Genomic DNA, 20,492 nt, shown 5'->3' with positions numbered 1-20,492 from the left:
TTATAATTCACCCTTTTCCAATTTCTTAATAAGTGTGGAAAAATCAACACCATAGTTGCCTGTTATGACGTGGTCTGTTACTTCATGCCAATTGAAAGTGTCGTATAATATAGCCTTGCTGAAAGCACTTGAATTAAATCGTGGCTTACGTTTCTTATGGAGGTTCTCATTAAACAGTATTTTGGCTCGTAACGCTTCAAATGAGTAACCTCTACCCATTCGTTCAACTTGCCTAATAATACTGTTTATAGATTCTGTATAAGCGTTTGTAAGTTTTTTATCGAAGTAGTTGAATATTTCGTCTTGCCAGTTGTCTACAGCTCTCACAAGATCTTTATAAGCGTCTTTGGAGTTACTGGACATACAATGTATTCTCCACAGTCTGTAACGGTCTCTGCCTTCTTCAGGATCATCGGTATCCCATATCCAGTAAAATTCTTCTTTGAGTTCATGGGCTTCTTTTAGATCAGGCAGACTACCTAACCAAGTATCTAAGAGAAATGCTTCACGCTCATTTAAATCGTGTTTACGCTTTAGAAGGATAAACCTCTCACGCATAAGGGTACGCCTTTCCAAAGCTGTCATTTTAGCTTTGATAGCCTTTCTAACACCGTCTAAGGCTTGGTTAGCCATTCGGACAACGTGGAACTTATCTACAACCACTTTCGCGTGTGGTAAGACGGTATTAACAGCATCTTTGTAAGGCTTCCACATATCCATTGTGACGTATTCAATATAGGTCCTGTCACTGATTTCTGAAAGGCGTTGAATGACTGTTTCCTTGTTACGGTTGGTCTTGATGTCATAGATAGTCCTACGTTCAACGTTAGTCAATACAAGGCGAGGTTTACGGATAATGTGTATTTCATCTATCCCAAGCCATCTAGGAGTCTCAAACTGGTATTCTCGCTCTTTGAATGATACGTAGTCCTTAAAAACGTTCCTGACGGTCTTCTCGTCAACACCAACGTTTTCTGCAACTTCTACAAAGGTTTTTGACATGGATTGTTCTTCGATAGCTTTTACAAGCCTTTTGGTCATACTACGCTTTTCGTCAATGGATATAAGGCGTTCCCAGAAGGTAGAATCACATTCACAACACTTATAACGTCTACGGTTCAATTGTAAGCCCACTCGCTTTAAACGAATGGGCAAATCCATAATCAATTGCTTTCGTGAACTGTGCTTATATAACTTGTCAAAACCACATTCAGGACAACGTTCTGGTGGGTTGATTGCTTCCACTTTAAACAACATATCGCTTTCATTTTCTTGTGGTGGTTCAATAACTATGAGGTCTTGAAGAGATAATAGGTTAGTCATCTTTACCTTTTATTTTGAGAGAACCTACACCAATAATTGCTCCCAGTATAACTAACACCATACTGGCTATAATTTCATACCCTTGCAAAGCCTCGATGTAATTTACGAGAAACCAACTTGGTCCCCCACCTGCTAATCGGTTTATGATACCTCCAACTCCTTGGATTAATAGAAGTAGACTTACACCGCTTGCAATCTCTTTCATAACACTACATCCCCTTTCCAAATAACTAATATCACGATAGAATTCCCCTAATGCCGATATTGAATAAAACAGCTCCAATAACTGCCACTCCCACTAATAAAGAAGACAATGGAGCTTTTAATAATTTTGTTTTTAGTTTTTCAAGCTTATTCTGTATCCAACCTCTAAATAGAATATAAATGAACAATAATATGATTGAAGGAAGTACCATAAGCACGTTATAGCCAAGTAAAATACTTATGGACAAGCCGGTATTGAACGCTAAACCATCCATTAATAATATCGAGTAAAAATACGGTAAGGCTGTGGTAAACTCGATCGCAAATACAATAATACCGAGTATAATCATCGCACTTATTGATAATTCTTTAGGTAACCACTCTAAAAACCGGGATTCCATTCCTTTTTTAGGCTTATAAAAACTAATGAGTACAAGGACAACTCCAAGTATCGTATAAAACCAACTTGAAATTTGATTGTTAGTCACGCTTTCTATAAAACCAATTATCTGCCCAACTCCCAGGTAAACCAAGATACCCACCATAAAATAGCAAATTTGTGTGGATATTAAAAAAACCATCAAACGCGATGCCAATTTTTCTCTTTGTATTAGAAGGATATAAGCTGTGATGGCCAATACCCCGGGGCTTAAAATGTCAATGAAAGCACAGAGCACAATAATGAGGAGTGCTGTTGTGAAATCTATGTTGGTAGGAATTAATGATTCAATGATTTCAAGCACCTAAATATCCTCCTTATTTATTTATTTCACACACTGTGATAAAATGATAATAACACAGTGTGCGAAATAAAAGCAAGAGGTGATTTAAGTGCCAAAAATCGTTGATCATGATCATAAAAGGAAGATCATCGCTGAAACGGCTTGGAAAATTATCAAAACGGAAGGCATTGAAAGAGCATCTATCCGCAGAATCGCATCTGAGGCTGGAATGTCTACCGGAGCACTAAGACATTATTTCTCAAACCAAGATGAATTACTATTATTTATCATGGAATATTTTCTTGCTCGCGGGAGAGAAAGGTCGGAGAATATATCCTGGTCAACAAACCCTCTTAATGCGGTACGTGAAACGTTGTTAGAATTAGTTCCGGTGAGTCAGGATAAACAAACTGAAACGGGTGTTTGGCTAGTTTTTGCCATCCGCTCACTTACTAGTGCAGCTTTGAACGCAAAAAAAGATGAACTAACTGAAGGAGAATATATTTTAATGGAAGCACTGCTTGAAATATTAATAAAAGCAGGTTGTATAAATAAAACCATAAATATTGAAATCGAAAAATTAAGACTTGCTGTCATCATTGAAGGCATATCCATTCATGCTCTTTTAAGACCGGATATATTCACAATTGAAAAAGCAGAACAAATTATTACACACCACTTAAATGAACTTTGCAATCAATAATATAATAAGTTAAACACTTGTTTTCTAAATAACCCCTGTGGAATGACTCGACAGTGAAAAGAAGTAGAATCCCACCATAAAATCCGAAGAGCCTAAATTAATAAAGGTGAAAATCAAGCAATACAGAACTTCGAAGCCTGTCAAAGATGGAAGCATGTGTTACAAACAATATAAATATAAGCATAAGTCCACATGGCATTATAAGAAAAAACAAAGCAAACAACAAAGCTCAAGCTTGTTTTTACAAAGTAAGCCCTGTTAAGGAGCGGGAAAATGAGTAAATGTCCAGTATGCAGGAAACCGTTTACTTTTAGAGAAAATTCTAAACTGATTAGAACAAAGAGGCCAACTTGTCCCAGATGTAAAAGTCCGCTAAAGGAAACAACAGCTTCAAAATTGCTTTTTAGTTTGATTTTTATTTTGCCAATCCTTTATTTTATGTCTTTTTGGAGCGGATGGGATTCACTATTAAAGTGGCTTTCTCTTTTTATTTGGATTGTGTTTTGTTTATTTATTTTGCAACCTGTACTTTATCGTTATGATAAGACAAAAGCTTAAGTCATTAAGCTAAAGGGCTGAATTGAAGAAGTATTCAGTCCTTTAGCATGTCAGGGGAACCTAAGAATGTGCAAAAAATCTTAAGGGTATTCTTTTTTCATGGGAGGCCTTTTATAGTTTACAACGTCCTAAATTCTCTCCTTTTTATTCTTCCTCTAAAATCGCGACAGGGTTAAACACTTCATAATGAATGTTGTTTTTTGATACGTTCCATTTTTTGAGGGCAGCGTTAATGGCTTTCATAAAGGGAAGAGGGCCGCAAAAATAAAAATCGGCATCCTTTCCCGGCAGGATGGACTGAAGCCACTCCAGGTCAACATAACCTTCCTTATCAAAGTTTAGTAGAGAACGGTCCATGGAGGCAGGTGCTTCGTAGCACACAAATGACCGGATATTCTCATGCTTTTCAGCTAATTTTTCAACATGTTCTTTAAAAGCGTGAAACTCACTGTTTTTTGCTGAATGAATAAATGTTACATGTCTGTTGGGATGTTGTTCAGCCACCGTATTTAACATGCTTAATAATGGTGTGATGCCGACGCCTCCGCTGATCAAAACAAGCGGCAAATCTTTGCTGCTAATGACGAAATCGCCCGCCGGAGCGGAAAATTTGAGAATATCGCCTGTTTGCACTTGCTGATGCAAGTACGTTGAGACGATGCCAGCCGGTGCGCCTCCGCGTCCTTCCTCACGTTTGACGGAGATTCTGTAATAATCTTTGCCGGGAGCGTCGGAAAGGCTGTAATGGCGGATGTGGGTATACGTTTCACCTGGAATCTCTGCTTGTAAAGTTAAATATTGGCCGGCTTTATAAGAAGCGATTGGTTTACCATCCTCCGGCTTTAAATAAAATGATGTAATCAGCCTGCTTTCCTCCACTTTTTGATCAACGCGAAAATCACGATAGCCACTCCAGCCGCCAGGCAGATGTTCAGTTTCTTCATAAAGCTTTTGTTCTATATCGATAAAAGCTTTTGCGATTTCATCGTAAGCTTTTTTCCAGGCTCCAAGCACTTCTTCTGTTGCCGCATCGCCCAGCACATCTTTCACAGCATTGAGCAGAGTTGCGCCCACAATTGGATATTGTTCAGGTTTTATGCCGATTGCTCGGTGCTTTTCAGTAATTCTTTTGATAACGGGATCTATCGCTTCTAAATGATCGATATTTTCGCCAGCGGCATACACAGAATACGCCAAAGCCTCTTGTTGAATACCGCGCTTTTGATTTGTTTGATTAAACAAATTGTGTAACTCAGGCACTTTTGAAAATAATAATTCATAAAAACGTTTGCCGATTTCATGGCTATGCTCCTTTAAGACTGGGGCAGTTGACTTCACAATTTTGATTGTTTTCTCATCAAGCACTATATTCCCTCCTTTTTATTTAGTTTGATTTCTTAAATACGAAATATACAAAACAAGCAAAATAAACATGTGATATCCAGTCATAGGATGTTGCAGGTTCTTTTGTCAACTTCATTCTTTTCTTAAGTGAAGGACATCTTTTTCAACAATACTGCTCTCGAATTATCAATTTCTTTCACAGAAACTGTGTTCCGGGAGGCTATTTAAGAATCCTAAAACACCAAAAAACGGATTCATTGAGGAATGCATAAATAGTACCTGTTTGGGAATTATGGAAATAACGTGAAATTATAAGAAAGGTCATCTGAAATGAAGCAAACAAACATACAGCTGCCTCTTCAAACATTCAGCTTGATTGTGGGGTTTATGGTATGGGTCATTATTTCATCATTAATGACATATATCAAAAAGGATATCGCACTTTCATCAGTGCAATTATCATGGGTGACAGCAATTCCGGTAATATTGGGATCTGTTCTTCGGGTTCCGATAGGCTATTGGACGAATCGGTTTGGCGCGAGGCGGGTTTTTCTTGTAAGCCTCTTATTTTTAATCCTGCCGGTCTATTATTTAAGCCTCGCTGATTCTTTTAACGACTTATTAATAGCCGGTCTTTTTTTAGGTATTGGCGGAGCAATATTCTCTGTCGGAGTTACTTCTTTGACAAAGTACTATTCAAAAGATCGGCATGGATTTGTCAATGGGATATACGGAGTCGGAAACATCGGAACAGCGTTTACTTCATTTGGTGCGCCGATCCTTGCAAACCAATTGGGATGGGAAGTTACTGTCAGGCTTTTTCTCATTCCGCTGATCATATTGGCTGCTCTCAATTTCTTATTGGGCGATAAACATGAACCAAAAGTTAAAACAGCTTTAAAGGAGCAAATCCTCAATGTTTATCGGGATGAAAAACTATGGTTTCTCAGCCTTTTTTACTTTATAACATTTGGCTCATTTGTTGCATTTACCGTATATCTTCCCAATTTTTTAGTTTCTCAATTTAATCTTAGCGAAGTTGATGCAGGATTGCGTACCGCAGGATTTATCACGATTTGTACGTTGTTTCGCCCGCTTGGAGGATGGCTGGGGGATAAATTCAATCCATTTAAGGTTCTTATCATCGTATTTTCAGGATTGACGATTTCTGGTGTGCTACTCTCTTTTTCTCCAACGATGACATTATATACCGTTGGAGTTTTAACAGTGGCGGTTTGTTCGGGAATCGGAAATGGAACCACGTTTAAACTAGTGCCACTCTATTTTTCAAAACAAGGCGGCATTGTGAATGGAATTGTTTCCGCCATGGGAGGACTTGGGGGATTTTTTCCGCCTCTCATTTTAACCGCAGTCAATCAGATGACAGGGAATTATGCCATTGGTTTCATGGCGTTATCAGAGTTTGCCTTGGCAAGCTTAATTATAGTTGTTTGGATGTTTTATTCTGACAAGCTTAGGCTTGCGGACAACATTGTTGAAAGTACTGGACAGGGTGTAATGGTCACCAACACTAAAGGCGTTATTCAAAAAGTAAATCCCGCATTTAGTGCTGTAACCGGATATCAAAAAGAAGAAGCTGTCGGCCAAACCCCGCGGCTTTTAAGGTCTGGAAGACATGATCGAGATTTTTATGAAGAGATGTGGAAGAAACTCAAGGAAAACGGGTATTGGCAGGGCGAGATTTGGAATAAGCGTAAAAATGGAGAAGAATATCTCGAATGGTTGACAATCAGTGCCGTTAAAAATGATGCCGGCGAAGTCATGTATTTTGTAGCAATCTTTAGTGATATTTCTCAAAAAACATAAAAGAAGTCGTTTTGTAATGGACTTCATAAAACGATCGAAAGGGAGTGTTGTCATGAAGAAGAAAATTTCCCCATTGCTCAAAAAGATGACTTTTTTTGGACGCACCGCTGATTTAAACAATCATAGTACGTTATCCAGTGCAGACCGCGAGTCTGAAAAATACTATCGCAGAAGGTGGCAGCATGACAAGGTGGTTCGCACCACTCATGGCGTGAATTGCACCGGTTCCTGCAGCTGGAAAGTTCATGTGAAAGACGGAATCATCACGTGGGAAACACAACAAACAGACTATCCGACTACCGGTCCGAACATGCCTGAATATGAGCCGAGAGGATGCCCGCGCGGTGCGAGTTTCTCATGGTATACATACAGCCCGATACGAGTTCGTTTTCCATATGTGAGAAGCGCTTTGTTAAAAGTGTGGAAAGAAGCCATGCAAAAAACGAACGATCCGGTCGAGGCATGGGAAGTGATTTCTGAGAATCCCGGCATGCAAAAAGCTTATAAACAAGCGCGCGGTAAAGGCGGATTCGTCCGGGCAAACTGGGATGAAGTAAATATGATGATTGCCGCTCAATTAATTTTTACGATCAAAAAATACGGCCCCGACCGCATTGTAGGTTTTTCGCCGATCCCGGCAATGTCCATGGTCAGTTATGCGGGCGGGGCGAGGTTTTTGAATTTAATCGGCGCGCCGCTGCTCAGCTTTTACGACTGGTATGCCGATCTCCCGCCTGCATCGCCGCAAGTTTGGGGCGAACAGACGGATGTTCCTGAAAGCTCTGATTGGTATAACTCCAGCTACTTACTGGTATGGGGTTCTAATTTGCCGCAAACGAGAACGCCTGATGCCCATTTCTATGTTGAAGCAAGGTATAACGGCACTAAAGTAGTTTCTATTAGCCCGGATTATGCTGAGTTTGTTAAATTTGCCGATCATTGGTTAAACGTTAGTCCAGGTATGGATTCAGCGTTGGCGATGGCGATGACCCATGTTATTCTCAAAGAATTTTATGTCGATCAAAAAACGCCCTATTTCGAAGATTACGTCAAGAAATATACTGATTTGCCTTTTCTTATTACATTAAAAAAGCATGGCAATCACTATAAAACAGACCGGTTTTTGCGTGCAAGCGACCTGGGGATGAATGTAAACAAGGCTGAATGGAAAACGATTGTATTTGATAAAAACTCCAATCAATGTGCTGCACCTAATGGAACCGTCGGCCATCGCTGGTCGGAAGGAGGGGAGTGGAATTTACACCTGAAAGATACTGAAAATCAGCTCGGAGATCTTGAGCCTGCACTCTCCTTGTTAGGGATAGAAGACAAAACTGTATTGCTGCAGTTTCCTTACTTTGGTCAAGAACAAAAGCAAATTATCGCAAGAGGAGTGCCAGTCAAGGAAATTCAACAAAACGGAGAGTCTGTTTACGTCACAACCGTTTTCGACCTCATGCTTGCGCAAACTGGCGTAAATCGCGGATTACCCGGTGATTATCCAAAAGACTATGACGATCCAAAGCCATACACACCGGCATGGCAAGAACAAATAACCGGTATTGACCGCAAACTAGCCGCTCAAATTGCAAGAGAATTCGCCCAAAATGCGGTTGATAGCAAGGGACGGTCGATGATTATCATGGGATCAGGCATTAACCATTGGTATCATTCTGATACCATTTACAGGGCGATTCTCAATCTAGTTTTGTTAACAGGCTCCCAGGGAGTAAACGGAGGAGGATGGGCGCATTACGTCGGTCAGGAAAAAGTACGCCCCCTTGAAGGATGGCAAACTGTGGCGATGGCACGTGACTGGGGAGGTCCGCCGCGTTTACAAAATGGAACATCTTTCTTTTATTTCGTGACAGAGCAATGGCGTTATGAGGATCAAAAATCCTCAGATTTAATTTCACCGTTAGTCGAGAAGCCCAGATATCATCATCTGGGAGATTATAATGTACTCGCTGCACGATTAGGGTGGCTGCCTTCCTATCCGCAATTTAATAAAAACTCGATTACGTTGTACGAAGAGGCAAAGGCAGCTAATAATGATGAAGCTGTGAAGTATGTCGTTGATCAAATGAAAAATGGTCAAATGAAATTCGCAATTGAAGAGCCGGGCAATCCTGTTAATTTTCCGAAAACGTTATTTGTATGGAGGGCGAATTTAATTGGAAGTTCTGCAAAGGGGCATGAATATTTTCTGAAGCACCTGCTCGGTACACATTCAAGCATTTTAGGCGAACAAGATCAATCCCTGCATACAGAAGAGGTAGATTCAGCATCTGTTGCACAAGAAGGAAAACTTGATTTGCTTATCAATATGGATTTTCGAATGTCAGGTACGGGGTTGTATTCGGATATTGTCTTGCCGGCTGCAACCTGGTATGAAAAGTATGATATCAGCTCTACCGATATGCACCCTTTTATTCATCCTTTCAATCCAGCGATTACACCGCCGTGGGAGAGCCGATCTGATTGGGATACTTTTAAAAAGCTGGCGAAAACATTTCAATCTTTAGCCGAGAAATATCTGCCGGAGACGGTAAAGGACATTGTCGCTACACCGCTCCTCCATGATACTTCAGACGAGACATCGCAGGCGTTAGGATTAATCCCCGACTGGAAAAATAATGGGGTTGAACCGGTTCCTGGAGAGAATTTCCCGCGCATTCACGTCGTCGAAAGGGAGTATACCAAAGTATACGATAAATTCATTGCGCTCGGGCCGAATATACGGGAAAAAATCGGCGCCAAGGGACTAAGCTGGGATGCTAAAGAGGAATATGACGAATTGAAAGATATTTTAGGCACAGCTAAAACGACAAAAGAATATAAAGATTGCCCCGATATCTCTGCAGATCGAAACGCTGCTGAAGCTATCCTGACATTATCCAGCACGACGAACGGTTCGCTCGCAATGAAAGCATGGGATACTTTAGAAAAGAAAACCGGGCAAAAATTAAAAGACCTAGCCATAGAACGGGCTGAAGAGCACATTTCATTTGACGAGATTACAGCCCAGCCAAGAAAGGTTTTATCATCTCCGGTCTATAGCGGGACAGAGACAGGCAATCGCCGTTACTCGCCTTTTACAACCAATATAGAACGGCTGATTCCATTCCGAACCTTGACCGGCAGGCAGCATTTCTTCTTAGACCATGAAATCATGCGTGAATTTGGGGAGGATCTGCCGACCTTTAAAGCGCCTTTAAGAAAAGCTGCTTTCTATAATAAAGATGGACGTCCGGCATCAACAACCAAAGAAATAAAACTGCGCTATTTAACACCGCATTTTAAGTGGTCTTACCACAGCACATACTACGATACATTGCCGATGCTTACGCTGTTCCGGGGCGGACCGCATGTATGGATGAATAATAAAGATGCCGAGACTGTTGGTATCCGTGATAATGACTGGCTTGAAATGTACAATCGCAACGGGGTTGTCGTCGCAAGGGCCGTCGTCAGCCATCGGTTACCGAGAGGCGTGGCGTTTATGTATCATGTGCAGGACAGAACAATTAATGTTCCCGGTTCAAAAATAACAAAAGAACGTGGGGGAACTTTTAACAGTCCCACTAGGATTCATGTTAAGCCGACACAAATGATAGGGGGATACGCTCAACTAAGCTACGGATTTAATTATTATGGGCCGACCGGAAACCAGAGGGATGAACAAGTCGTTATTCGTAAATTAGAGCGAAACGAGGTGGATTGGCTTGAAGATTAAAGCGCAATTTGGAATGGTGATGAACCTCGATAAATGTATCGGCTGCCACACATGCAGTGTGACATGCAATAATACATGGACGAATCGTAGCGGCGCCGAATATATGTGGTGGAACAATGTTGAAACAAAACCGGGCGTCGGTTACCCGAGGGAATGGGAAAACCAAGAAACCCACCGCGGAGGCTGGGAGTTGAAGAACGGAAAGATTGAATTGAAAGCCGGCGGCCGTGCCAAAAAGCTGCTGAATATCTTTTACAACCCCGATTTGACCCGAATCGATGATTATTATGAGCCATGGACCTATGATTACGAAAATTTAATCAAAAGTCCTCAGAAAAAGCATCAGCCAGTTGCAAGGCCTATCTCTCAGCTTACCGGTGAATACATCGATTTGAAGTGGGGGCCGAACTGGGAAGACGATCTTGCGGGTGTTTATGATACAGGCAAAAAGGATCCGAACATGCACAATGTTGATGAACAGGTGATTCAAGAATATGAACAAGCTTTTATGATGTATTTGCCAAGAATTTGTGAACACTGTATCAATCCGTCATGCCTTTCTTCCTGTCCGTCCGGGGCCATTTACAAACGTGATGAAGACGGCATCGTTCTTGTTGATGAGGATGCATGCCGCAGCTGGCGTTTTTGCATGTCGGGCTGTCCGTATAAAAAAGTTTATTTTAACTGGAAGACGAATAAAGCCGAAAAGTGTACGTTTTGTTTTCCGCGTATTGAAAACGGCCAGCCAACAGTTTGTTCTGAGACTTGCGTCGGCCGCCTGCGTTACATCGGCATCGTCTTATATGACGCGGACAAGATAGAAGAAGCGGCATCTGCTGCCGACCCAAAGGATTTATATGAGTCCCACTTAAACCTATTTTTGGACCCAAATGATCCGGAAATCGTCAAACAAGCAAAGAAGGACGGAATTCCGGAGGATTGGATTGAGGCGGCTCAAGCATCACCTGTATATAAGCTTGCTGTGGAACATAAGGTGGCGCTGCCTTTGCACCCGGAATACAGAACTTTGCCAATGGTGTGGTACATTCCGCCTTTAAGTCCGATTACCAATACGTTCGGCGGTCAAATTGATATGTTGGATCCCGGAATTATTTTTCCGACGATCAAGCAGTTCAGAATCCCCATCCAATACCTTGCGAATTTAATGTCAGCGGGGGATACAAAAGTTATTGAACGCGTATTAAAGAAAATGGTTGCCATGAGGAGTTATATGAGAAGTGTTAACTTGAAGCAATCGTTTGATCAAGCCATCCTTGAAGACGCCGGGTTAACTGAAGAAACCGCTGTCGAATTGTATGAATTATCCGCGATAGCGAAATACAATGATCGTTATGTCATTCCAAAATCTCACAGGGAAGAGGCAGGCAATATGTATTCAGGACAAGGTTCAGCGGGGTACGAGTTTATGGAGGGCTGCTCAGGTTGCAGTTTAGGCACTGAAAAATACGAAGATTTATACGCCTTCAGTGAAGAATATTGGAGTGATCTAAATGGGAACACAATGGATGGAAGAAGATAGATTAGTGTTTAAGCTTTGTTCATTATTCTTGAGATATCCGGATAAAGAATGGACAGAATCGGAAGAAGCAAGTCAAATTGTTGATGAAATAAATGATAAAGGAATGAAGTACTGCCTTCGGCGGTTTCTGACCTATGTAAATGAAACCTCCTTTAAAGAGATGTGCGAGAATTATGTGCGGTGGTTTGATTTTAGCGAACCTAAAACGCTTTATTTAACCCATGGAAGATTTGGAGAGAATAGAGAGCGCAGCCTAGCTTTTGTAAAATTAAAAATGGAGTTTGCAAAAGCCGGGTTTTATATTAAAAATGATGAATTGCCCGACTATTTACCGCTTATATTAGAATTTGCCTCAATTGCGGAAAAAGACTTTGTTCAAAAGGTGTTTTTAATCCACAAAAAAGCAATTGACCTATTGCTGACAGAGCTTGAAAAAGAGGATAATCCGTATGGCTTTTTATTAAAAGCTTGTTTAGCAGCCATTGCAACACATTTGCCACCTAGTGAAAAAGACGCGGATCACCATGCGGGATGACTCAAATTGGAGGGATTGTTATGACAGAACTAGATTATTTCTTATGGGTGATCATTCCCTATTTATCGTTAACCATTTTTGTTGTCGGACATGTTCATCGCTATAATACAGATCAATTCGGTTGGTCGGCACAATCAAGTGAATTTATCCAAAAAGATCAATTATTGAAGTGGGGGAGTACGCTGTTTCACTATGGTGTCATTTTTGTTTTCTTCGGACATGTGGCAGGAGTGCTGATTCCTAAAGCGTTTTATGATGCAGTCGGAATAACTGAACATATGTATCATTTTGGCGCTGTATGGTTCGGGGGAGCCGCCGGGGTGATGATGGTTGTCGGAGGAGCCTTATTGACAGTACGTCGGCTTAGAAGTAAAAGGGTAAGGAGAAACAGCTCAAAGAAAGACCTTTATGTATTGCTTTTAATCGGAGTAGTGACCGTTGTTGGTTTTACAAATACAGTCGCTTATACAGCGACAGGAGGAGAGTTTGATTATCGGGCAACAATAGGTCCGTGGTTCAGGGGAATTTTAAGCTTTCAGCCTTCTCCGTATTTAGTGATGAACGCACCGCTCGGGTTTCAACTTCATATTTTGGCGGCATTTGTTTTATTTGCCGTATGGCCTTACACGAGACTGGTCCATGTGTGGAGTCTGCCTTTAGAATACTTATCTAGAAAGTATATTGTATTCAGAAAAATGAATCCGAAAAAAGCGCTTAAATAGAAAAATGAACCTGCCCAAACACAAAAAGCCACTTCAGTACTCAAGAGTGGCTCATTTCATGATCATTGAATAAAAAGCGCGTTTTTTAATGACCGTCCAGCAAATAGCTTTCCTCATCGCGATTATGTATTTGAACCAGAACATATATCGCTTTAAAACGGTCGATTACATCATCGTTTACCCCTTGTTTATCCAGTTCTTCTTTTATATCGCTTACCAGTATCCTAAGTAAATCATGATCACGCTTAAGCATGCTTAGTGTATGAGAGATATCCGGGTTTTCTTCAAGCTTTCTTTTGTATAAACCCTCTTCTTCTGAATCCGCATGTGCAATTGTACGGGTTTCCCAATGTTCGAGAAGAGCCCTTGCTGCAATCATAGCATGCTTTTTATGTTTTTCGCCATAAACCTGTTCTAATACCTCCATCAAATCCCTTCCTTCTGTTACTGCTCCATCGTGGATGGATCTATGAGAACCTAATTTATTCAAAGATGGACCTGACAATTAAAGTAACCCTCCTTTTTACCCGAAATACGCTAAGGATGTTCATATCCATTATGAACAAATATTATAATTTTCAAACAAGTTCTGCATAGTGATTTATCCATAGAATCGCTGTTTTTAGGAGCTGTCGGCGCTGTTAACGATCGCGTTTCAAGCGCTGGGTAATCTCCTTATGTATCACTAATATCCATTCTGTCGCCAGCCAGAGCTTTTTCTTACGGAGGATCGCTGTTATTCACTTATTTAATAGCTGGGTATCAAATATAGTTATTTTTTTTATTTCAAACACTGAGATAAAATATTTATGATGAGGATGCTAGAGCGTGCTTTTAACAAGAGCCTATCCATTCTTTTTATGAAAAGAACATGGAGGGAACGACAGTGATGAATAAATGGGGAAAACAAATCAAAATTCCAGCAATGTATATGCGAGGCGGGACAAGCAAGGGTGTCTTTTTTCTTAAAGAAGATTTGCCAACCGATCCATCTAAACGTGATAAAGTTTTACTGCGTCCAATAGGCAGTCCAGATCCTTACGGCCAGCAGATCGATGGTTTGGGTGGTGCCACATCGAGTACGAGCAAGGTGGTTATTGTTAGTAAAAGCAATCGTCCTGGATGTGATGTAGACTACCTATTCGGACAGGTGGTCATCGGACAGCCATTGGTTGATTGGAGTGGAAATTGCGGGAATCTTACTTCAGCTGTAGGTCCTTCGATATTTCGAGGTCTGGTAGATGCCCCGCTGGATGGCGTGGCTGAGGTCAATATCTGGCAGGAGAATATCGGGAAGAAGATCGTGGCGCATGTCCCGATGAAGGATGGGGAGGTGCAAGAGCTTGGAGATTTCGCGCTGGACGGAGTCACTTTCCCTGCACCGGAAATAAAGCTTGAATTCCTTGATCCGGGTGCCGATGGGGGAAACATGTTTCCGACCGGGAATCCGATCGATATCATTCATGTGCCAGGCGTAGGAGAAGTCGAGGCTACTTTAATAAACGCTGGAAACCCTGCTGTCTTTGTTTCTGCGTCTTCAATGGGATTATCGGGAACTGAACTGCAAGGAGATATCAACGGCGATGCGGATCTATTGACCCGTTTTGAAGCGATTCGGGCCCATGGAGCGGTGATGATGGGTCTAGCGGAAAGCGTGGAGTACGCAATGACCAATCGTCAGCACACACCTAAAATCGCATTTTTTGAAACCTCTGCGAGCTACACAACATCTGACGGAAAAGAAGTACATGGAGAAGATATCGATATTCTGGCACGCATTCTTTCCATGGGTAAGCTTCATCATGCCATGACCGGTACAGGCGCTGTAGCTATTGCTGCCGCGGCCGCAATACCGGGAACGATTGTCAGCAGGATTATAGGGGATGCGAGGCCGGAGCTCCGTTTCGGTCATCCATCCGGTACTTTGAAAGTGGGTGCAGAAGCTGCTCATGATCAAGCAGGATGGGAAGTGAAGAAAGTAACCATGAGCCGAAGTGCTCGAAGATTAATGGAGGGCTTGGTTCTGATACCGGATCAAGAATAACAGATCATAAAAGGGCTGCATGGATGCCAGCCCTTTTGTTTACACTCAGTTATTTGGAAATCATTGAATCTAAGTATTTGATCGTCGCTTCTTTGTCACCAGAAATCGAGGATTCTCGTTGGTGATCTTTGAGCAGCTTTTCCTTGGCTTTTTTTAGTGTTGCTTCTTCTAATTCCTTCGGGACCACCACAACGCCGTCTGCATCTCCAACAATAATGTCACCGGGTTTAATTGAAACACCCCCGCAAGAAATTGGAACGTTTAATTCGCCGACACCCGCTTTACCGCTTGCAGCAACGGTTGTCCCTTTACAAAAAACAGGAAAATCCAGTTCCTTTATTCCCGTCGAATCCCGGATGACTCCATCCACAACAATTCCGCCTAATTCCAGTGTTTTGGCCATTCCGACGACAAAATCTCCCGCAATCGCTCTATATTCATCGCCTTTCGCATCAATGACAAGAATATCTCCAGGTTTGGCTGTTCGAATGGCTTTAAGTACGGCTAAATTATCACCTACGGGCATTTTTACCGTAAAAGCTCTTCCGCTAAGGACGAAGTCTTCCTTTAGCGGCTTAATACTCGGGTGTAAGTTATTCAAACCGTCCAGAGCATCAGAAATGCAGGTAGTAGGAATGGAGTGAAACTGATCAATTATTTGATCCATGAATTCAAGCACCTCTTTGTTTGAATTTTTTCATAACCATACTATACCGAAAAAATGAGCTGTATCAGTATTCAAAAATGTTATACTTAGCTATAACGAAAACTATTTGTAATGATGGAGTGGCCAGGATGGATGATCGTGATTGGGTAATGCTTGAAAATCTGTATTTTCATAACAACATTTCTAAAACTGCTCAGATTTTATACATATCCCAACCTGCTTTAACAAAGCGCATTAAGCACATCGAGAAAGAGTTTCAAGTACCGATCATAGAACGTGGAACAAGAGGGATTCGATTTACCGCAGAAGGTGAGTACCTCGCCAAATGTGCTGGTGAAATGATTGAAAGAATGCGTCAAATGAAAGAAACCATTTGGAATATGAATCAAGAGGTAGTTGGAACCATCCGGTTAGGCGTGTCTAATATTTTTGCGAAAAATATGCTTCCAAACATACTGAGACTTTTTAAAAACCGCTATCCGAGAGTAGACTATGAGGTTATCACCGGGTTGAGCAGCGAAGTGTATAATCTTGTCTATAATAAAAAAGTTTATTTTGGATTTGTACGTGGAGATTCGCATGGGCGGAATCGAAATGTTTCCTCTTTGAAGAAAATATTTGTATTGCTTCCAAGGAAAAAATCGATCTCGAACAGCTTCCCGAATTGCCGAGGATTGAATATAAAACGGATGCGAACCTAAAGAGGTTAATCGATGATTGGTGGAGAGGAAAATTTTCGCCATCCCCGCGCATAGAGATCGAAGTGGATAGTACCGATACATGTAAAGAAATGGTGAGAAATGGACTGGGATATGGCCTCCTCCCAAGCGTCCTTTTAAAAGAAGATAAAGATATAAAATGTTTTACGATAAAAGATGCACATGATGAACCGCTGATTCGAAAAACTTGGATGATCTATCATAACGAAACCATCAAATTGAAAACGGCAAAAGAATTTGTCTATTTTGTTGAGAATTATAGATTTGATTAGAACCGCGTGGTAAGCAATCACGCGGTTTTAATATTGGGGGGGGGGGAATTAATAAAAAGATGATCAATTCTAAAATAATGTATAAATGGCACGACTTATTAGCTTGCTTTTGGTTGACGTCACTTCTCCTTTTCAGCACGGCAAAACTCATGAGATATCTTCATCAAAGCGTGCTTCCCAGGCCCAGACACGCAGCTTCGCGATTTCACGCTCCGTCTTTTCTTTCTTCAAATCAAGCTGAAGCGGCCGACGATGACTTCTTTTTCTCTCTCCTTAAGGATGTCGATGAATGATTCACTTTTCAAGCTTTATACATGAGCTTGATGGTGACGATGAAGCTTTCGTTTTTTCGACCTTGAGGACATCGTAAGGGTGATTTCGTTGCCACGTTCAGGGAGAGTTTATGGTCATGATCTGCATACAAGATCAGGTGGCGGATTAAACATTGAACTTGAAGATGCTTAGTATGTCGCATATTCTGTTGTTTTTTTCAGCACAATCCCTGGGAATACCGCTATTCAAGACATTATATATGCTCCATCGACCGTGAAATTGCTATAATGTGGTTAATTTCTATTCGCGTTTCGATAATCAGAAGAACCATGAACCTATCGTGAAATACATAAAGAATTAGAAACTAAGAAGAAAGGATGAGATTGTTGAAGGAATATTTTTCAATCGGGGAAACAGCCCGTCTTAATAACATTTCCATTCAAACATTGCGCTATTATGATAAGATCGGAATTTTTAAGCCTCAATGCACAGACCGGGATAATGGCTATCGATATTACCATGTTAAACAGTTCTTTTATTTAGATATTATAAAATATCTCAAATCTATTAAAACGCCGTTGGGAGAAATTAAGCGAATGATTTCGCATACATCTACCCCCGAACGGATGCAAGCCTTTCTTGAGGAGCAAGAAAGCGTGATTGAGCGTGAGATGGAAAGACTCGAACGTGCCAGGCAATTGCTTCAAAGAAGAAAGCACCAGCTTAATGAACAATTGGAGATACGCACTAAAAAAGAAGAAGGTCTAGTTTATGTTCGACATATAGGAGACCAAACCATTTTAAAAGCAGTGACACCTCAAGTGAATCCTCATGACCAATCAGATTTGTATTACCGAAAATTGGCTGAAGTTCTTGAAGAAAGAGGAGAAATCGTTGATAACTATTATGGATTGATTTATGATTTAAAGCCTTATAAAGATTCCGGTGACATTTATTGCAACAGCGTTTATACTACGATTTATGATGGAGTAAAGATAGATACAGGGGAACAAAACATGAATATAGATATAATCCCATCCGGCGAATATGTATGTATTTCATTTGATTGCACGGCAACAAATTATTTTTCATACTATCAAAAACTGTACGATTTTATTGAATCACATGGCATTCAAACGGATGGAAAAGTATATCAAGTTTCTTTTCCAAACAGCTATAACTCTTTAAAAGAAGAAGACTTCCTCACAGAATTTAGAGTGCGGAAAAAATAAAAACCCCTTGACCCTATAGTTGCTATAGGGTTTATGATTTATGCATCGTTCTGATTAATATTTGAAAGGAAGGATGTATAAGATGGCAGAAAATAAGACGCTTCGGTTACTCATGCCGCAAAGCCTGCTGGAAGCCCATTTATTAAATTCTAAACGAATGGTTCATTTGAAGAAGTACCTGGCGATTTAGATGTGTGCCTCTCAAATTTAAATAAAAAATGAATCTAAAACAAAAGGAGCGATGAAGATGAGAGCACCGATAGATGAACCCATTTGGTACGCCTACCCTGGAATGGTAGCTGTCGTTACGGCTCAATATGAAGGTGAAAAAAACGCAATGGCTTCCGGGTGGCATACGTATATTGGATCTTCTCCCGGAATGTATGGGATATCGATAAATAAAGAGACATATACTTACAAATTGATTGAGAAAAGCGGCGTTTTCGGTGTGAATTTTCTTCCGGGGAGATGTTCGGAACTCATTCAAGCATTAGGCACCCATAGCGGCAGAGATTTAAATAAGTTTGAAGCATTTCATATTCAATACGAAGAAGGACTAAAAGCTGAGATACCGATTTTAACTGATGCGTATTTTGCTTATGAGTGTAAAGTACACAGTATTTCCACTTTGGGCGATCAAGAGTGGATTGCGGGAGAAGTTTTACAGAGATATCAAGATAAAGAGCTTTTCTTAAAAAATGGTATGCCGAATTTAGAAAAATTGGATGTTCCGCTTCATATTGGAGGGTCCAGCTATCGAATATTAAATAGTCAAGCAGAGGAGCGTCAACACGTTTTTTATCCCAAAACTGATTGAAACATTCAGGCTCTTCCGCATTCCGCAAAGCTACTTTAAGAAAGCTTTGCGGTCTTTTTTTATAAAAAAGAGGATCATGTCACTCGTTATTTCTCTTTTATTAACGCTTTTGGGAGGAACAGTCCTTAGCTTTGGAGGAGACATAGAATTTTTTTATCACACCTGCTTCTTCTTCCCCCGGTAAAACCATGAAACATCCTCATCAGCACCCGTTTCTCGGGCCCGGGACATATAGCTCCGCGAAATCGCATTTTGGACTGCGTTTTTTCTTTTCTTTAAATCAAGCCCAGAAGCACCAGGCCGAAGGTAGCGATATTAGTCTTTATTGCTAAGCTTATAGATTTCGCGAGCCATTAATTCCAAAATATACATAACGGGGATTTGCGTAGTAATATTAGCATTTTCAAACCACTCTTCTGTCACGTAATACGCAATATTAATGTCGGATATTCTGGCAATTGTGGAGTGCTTATGATTTGTAATACTGATCACTTTACTTCCTTCTTGCTTGAGCTGATGAAGATGAGTAACTGTAGAATGGCCTTCACCTGAGACGGATAAAGCAATCGTTATGCTATTGCGGCGGAATTGGGAGTGCGTCGGAAAGTAAGGATCTTTAATATACATTGAAAATTTGCCTAAACATGAGAAATACCTTGCTCCATACTCGGCAAGAATACCTGAGCTTCCTACGCCGATAAAAATGACACTCTCCGCTTTGGCAATTAGAAGTGCGGCCTCCTCAATCTTTTCTTCTATGTCTCCTTTTAATGTTCTCTCAAAAAACTCGGCTACTGAATGTTGGGAACTCTTCAATACCGTCTTTTTATCTTTTTCTAACTGCATTTTAAGCTTCACTTTAAATTCCGAAAAACCCTCACAATTTAATTTTTTGCAGAAACGCAGAATGGAGGCTGTTGATACGTGGGTTTCATCTGCCAATTCGCGGATTCGCATATAGACGACTTTCTCGCCATTTTGACAAATGTAATTGTATAAAGAAGTTTCCAGTTCATTAAACGAAGCGATGATCTCGTGTGTAAACATGGATGCGGGACTCTCCTTCCCTTGACCCTTTCTGCTAACTCCATCTTAGCATACCTGCTTCATAAGAAACATAGTGTTACATATGTGCGACAAATGACTTCTTGTGTGATTAAAAACAACATGTTACCGGCTTATTTACCGGCTTGCTCATCTGCAGATACAATTTATCCATAAGTACTTTTGCTAAAATTACCCGGAGGTGTAAAG

18 protein-coding genes and 1 pseudogene are annotated in these 20,492 nt (G+C 40.9%); 11 read left to right on the top strand and 8 right to left on the bottom strand.

Features of this window, described 5'->3' with window-relative positions:
• The 3 genes from ACH97_RS12440 to ACH97_RS12430 are packed head-to-tail and all read right to left on the bottom strand — an operon-like array spanning nt 1 to nt 2,270.
• Entirely contained in the window at nt 1-1,323 is a 1,323-nt protein-coding gene (locus ACH97_RS12440) for an ISL3 family transposase (RefSeq protein WP_020452314.1), read from the bottom strand.
• Entirely contained in the window at nt 1,316-1,528 is a 213-nt protein-coding gene (locus tag ACH97_RS12435; protein WP_040037657.1) for a hypothetical protein, read from the bottom strand. The genes ACH97_RS12440 and ACH97_RS12435 overlap by 8 nt, the downstream gene beginning before the upstream one ends.
• Before the next feature lie 31 nt (nt 1,529-1,559).
• Nucleotides 1,560-2,270 carry a GAP family protein gene (locus tag ACH97_RS12430; RefSeq protein ID WP_020452313.1) on the bottom strand — a complete coding sequence of 237 codons (711 nt, stop codon included), beginning with the start codon at nt 2,268-2,270 and terminating at the stop codon, nt 1,560-1,562.
• Between the two features lie 88 nt (nt 2,271-2,358).
• On the opposite strand from ACH97_RS12430, the gene ACH97_RS12425 reads away from it, so the two are divergent.
• Nucleotides 2,359-2,952 (top strand): TetR/AcrR family transcriptional regulator, encoded by a 594-nt coding sequence (locus ACH97_RS12425; protein ID WP_020452312.1) that lies wholly within the window; start codon nt 2,359-2,361, stop codon nt 2,950-2,952.
• Nucleotides 2,953-3,654: 702 nt separating this feature from the next.
• Here ACH97_RS12425 and hmpA read toward each other — a convergent pair.
• On the bottom strand, nt 3,655-4,875 hold the full coding sequence (gene hmpA / locus ACH97_RS12420; protein WP_020452310.1) for an NO-inducible flavohemoprotein: 1,221 nt from the start codon (nt 4,873-4,875) through the stop codon (nt 3,655-3,657).
• Between the two features lie 309 nt (nt 4,876-5,184).
• Between hmpA and ACH97_RS12415 the strand changes: the two genes are divergently transcribed.
• Genes ACH97_RS12415 through narI form a run of 5 tightly spaced genes read left to right on the top strand, consistent with a single transcriptional unit; the run spans nt 5,185 to nt 13,214 of the window.
• Entirely contained in the window at nt 5,185-6,681 is a 1,497-nt protein-coding gene (locus tag ACH97_RS12415) for a nitrate/nitrite transporter (RefSeq protein WP_020452309.1), read from the top strand.
• A gap of 52 nt (nt 6,682-6,733) precedes the next feature.
• Nucleotides 6,734-10,417, top strand: coding sequence for a nitrate reductase subunit alpha (locus ACH97_RS12410; RefSeq protein WP_020452308.1), 3,684 nt, complete (start codon nt 6,734-6,736; stop codon nt 10,415-10,417).
• Complete coding sequence (gene narH / locus ACH97_RS12405) at nt 10,407-11,957, top strand: nitrate reductase subunit beta (RefSeq protein ID WP_020452307.1); 1,551 nt, start codon at nt 10,407-10,409, stop codon at nt 11,955-11,957. The genes ACH97_RS12410 and narH overlap by 11 nt, the downstream gene beginning before the upstream one ends.
• Entirely contained in the window at nt 11,929-12,492 is a 564-nt protein-coding gene (gene narJ / locus ACH97_RS12400) for a nitrate reductase molybdenum cofactor assembly chaperone (RefSeq protein WP_053073128.1), read from the top strand. The genes narH and narJ overlap by 29 nt, the downstream gene beginning before the upstream one ends.
• Before the next feature lie 20 nt (nt 12,493-12,512).
• Nucleotides 12,513-13,214, top strand: coding sequence for a respiratory nitrate reductase subunit gamma (gene narI, locus ACH97_RS12395; RefSeq protein WP_020452305.1), 702 nt, complete (start codon nt 12,513-12,515; stop codon nt 13,212-13,214).
• An 85-nt stretch (nt 13,215-13,299) separates the two neighbouring features.
• Here the strand turns inward: narI and ACH97_RS12390 are convergent, their stop codons facing one another.
• The gene (locus ACH97_RS12390; protein WP_020452304.1) at nt 13,300-13,719 is read right to left on the bottom strand and encodes a hemerythrin domain-containing protein; all 420 of its coding nucleotides are present in this window, start codon (nt 13,717-13,719) and stop codon (nt 13,300-13,302) included.
• A gap of 384 nt (nt 13,720-14,103) precedes the next feature.
• Here ACH97_RS12390 and prpF point away from each other — a divergent pair, with 384 nt between their 5' ends.
• Nucleotides 14,104-15,258 (top strand): 2-methylaconitate cis-trans isomerase PrpF, encoded by a 1,155-nt coding sequence (gene prpF / locus ACH97_RS12385; RefSeq protein ID WP_020452303.1) that lies wholly within the window; start codon nt 14,104-14,106, stop codon nt 15,256-15,258.
• A gap of 49 nt (nt 15,259-15,307) precedes the next feature.
• On the opposite strand, the gene ACH97_RS12380 is transcribed toward prpF, so the two are convergent.
• Nucleotides 15,308-15,925: an RraA family protein gene (locus tag ACH97_RS12380; protein ID WP_020452302.1), complete on the bottom strand. Its 618-nt coding sequence runs from the start codon at nt 15,923-15,925 to the stop codon at nt 15,308-15,310.
• Nucleotides 15,926-16,053: 128 nt separating this feature from the next.
• Between ACH97_RS12380 and ACH97_RS12375 the strand changes: the two genes are divergently transcribed.
• Both ACH97_RS12375 and ACH97_RS24355 read left to right on the top strand, forming a co-directional pair.
• A complete protein-coding gene (locus ACH97_RS12375) occupies nt 16,054-16,626 on the top strand; it encodes a LysR family transcriptional regulator (protein ID WP_306419667.1) in 573 nt (190 codons plus the stop codon).
• Entirely contained in the window at nt 16,590-16,916 is a 327-nt protein-coding gene (locus tag ACH97_RS24355) for a LysR family transcriptional regulator substrate-binding protein (protein WP_152846873.1), read from the top strand. The genes ACH97_RS12375 and ACH97_RS24355 overlap by 37 nt, the downstream gene beginning before the upstream one ends.
• Nucleotides 16,917-17,035: 119 nt before the next feature.
• On the opposite strand, the pseudogene ACH97_RS24045 reads toward ACH97_RS24355, so the two are convergent.
• Nucleotides 17,036-17,218: pseudogene (locus tag ACH97_RS24045) on the bottom strand (hypothetical protein); the annotation flags it as partial.
• Between the two features lie 357 nt (nt 17,219-17,575).
• Between ACH97_RS24045 and ACH97_RS12365 the strand changes: the two are divergent.
• On the top strand, nt 17,576-18,421 hold the full coding sequence (locus ACH97_RS12365; protein ID WP_048350353.1) for a MerR family transcriptional regulator: 846 nt from the start codon (nt 17,576-17,578) through the stop codon (nt 18,419-18,421).
• Nucleotides 18,422-18,668: 247 nt separating this feature from the next.
• Nucleotides 18,669-19,238, top strand: a complete 570-nt coding sequence (locus tag ACH97_RS12360) for a flavin reductase family protein (RefSeq protein WP_025811105.1) — start codon at nt 18,669-18,671, stop codon at nt 19,236-19,238.
• Nucleotides 19,239-19,553: 315 nt separating this feature from the next.
• Here ACH97_RS12360 and ACH97_RS12355 read toward each other — a convergent pair whose 3' ends face one another.
• On the bottom strand, nt 19,554-20,285 hold the full coding sequence (locus ACH97_RS12355; RefSeq protein ID WP_048350351.1) for a MurR/RpiR family transcriptional regulator: 732 nt from the start codon (nt 20,283-20,285) through the stop codon (nt 19,554-19,556).
• Between the last annotated feature and the right edge of the window lie 207 nt (nt 20,286-20,492).

Origin of the sequence: Bacillus paralicheniformis, assembly GCF_001042485.2 — a bacterium.
GTDB lineage: Bacteria > Bacillota > Bacilli > Bacillales > Bacillaceae > Bacillus > Bacillus paralicheniformis.
Note: the sequence above shows the minus strand (reverse complement) of the source record. Positions and strands in the feature narration are given on the sequence as shown.

What these genes read in the sequence shown, in the direction of transcription:
- ACH97_RS12440 (WP_020452314.1), bottom strand. Translation starts at nt 1,323, where the DNA reads ATGACTAACCTATTATCTCTTCAAGACCTCATAGTTATTGAACCACCA.
- ACH97_RS12435 (WP_040037657.1), bottom strand. Translation starts at nt 1,528, where the DNA reads ATGAAAGAGATTGCAAGCGGTGTAAGTCTACTTCTATTAATCCAAGGA.
- ACH97_RS12415 (WP_020452309.1), top strand. Translation starts at nt 5,185, where the DNA reads ATGAAGCAAACAAACATACAGCTGCCTCTTCAAACATTCAGCTTGATT.
- ACH97_RS12410 (WP_020452308.1), top strand. Translation starts at nt 6,734, where the DNA reads ATGAAGAAGAAAATTTCCCCATTGCTCAAAAAGATGACTTTTTTTGGA.
- narJ (WP_053073128.1), top strand. Translation starts at nt 11,929, where the DNA reads ATGGGAACACAATGGATGGAAGAAGATAGATTAGTGTTTAAGCTTTGT.
- narI (WP_020452305.1), top strand. Translation starts at nt 12,513, where the DNA reads ATGACAGAACTAGATTATTTCTTATGGGTGATCATTCCCTATTTATCG.
- prpF (WP_020452303.1), top strand. Translation starts at nt 14,104, where the DNA reads ATGAATAAATGGGGAAAACAAATCAAAATTCCAGCAATGTATATGCGA.
- ACH97_RS12380 (WP_020452302.1), bottom strand. Translation starts at nt 15,925, where the DNA reads ATGGATCAAATAATTGATCAGTTTCACTCCATTCCTACTACCTGCATT.
- ACH97_RS12375 (WP_306419667.1), top strand. Translation starts at nt 16,054, where the DNA reads ATGGATGATCGTGATTGGGTAATGCTTGAAAATCTGTATTTTCATAAC.
- ACH97_RS12360 (WP_025811105.1), top strand. Translation starts at nt 18,669, where the DNA reads ATGAGAGCACCGATAGATGAACCCATTTGGTACGCCTACCCTGGAATG.
- ACH97_RS12355 (WP_048350351.1), bottom strand. Translation starts at nt 20,285, where the DNA reads ATGTTTACACACGAGATCATCGCTTCGTTTAATGAACTGGAAACTTCT.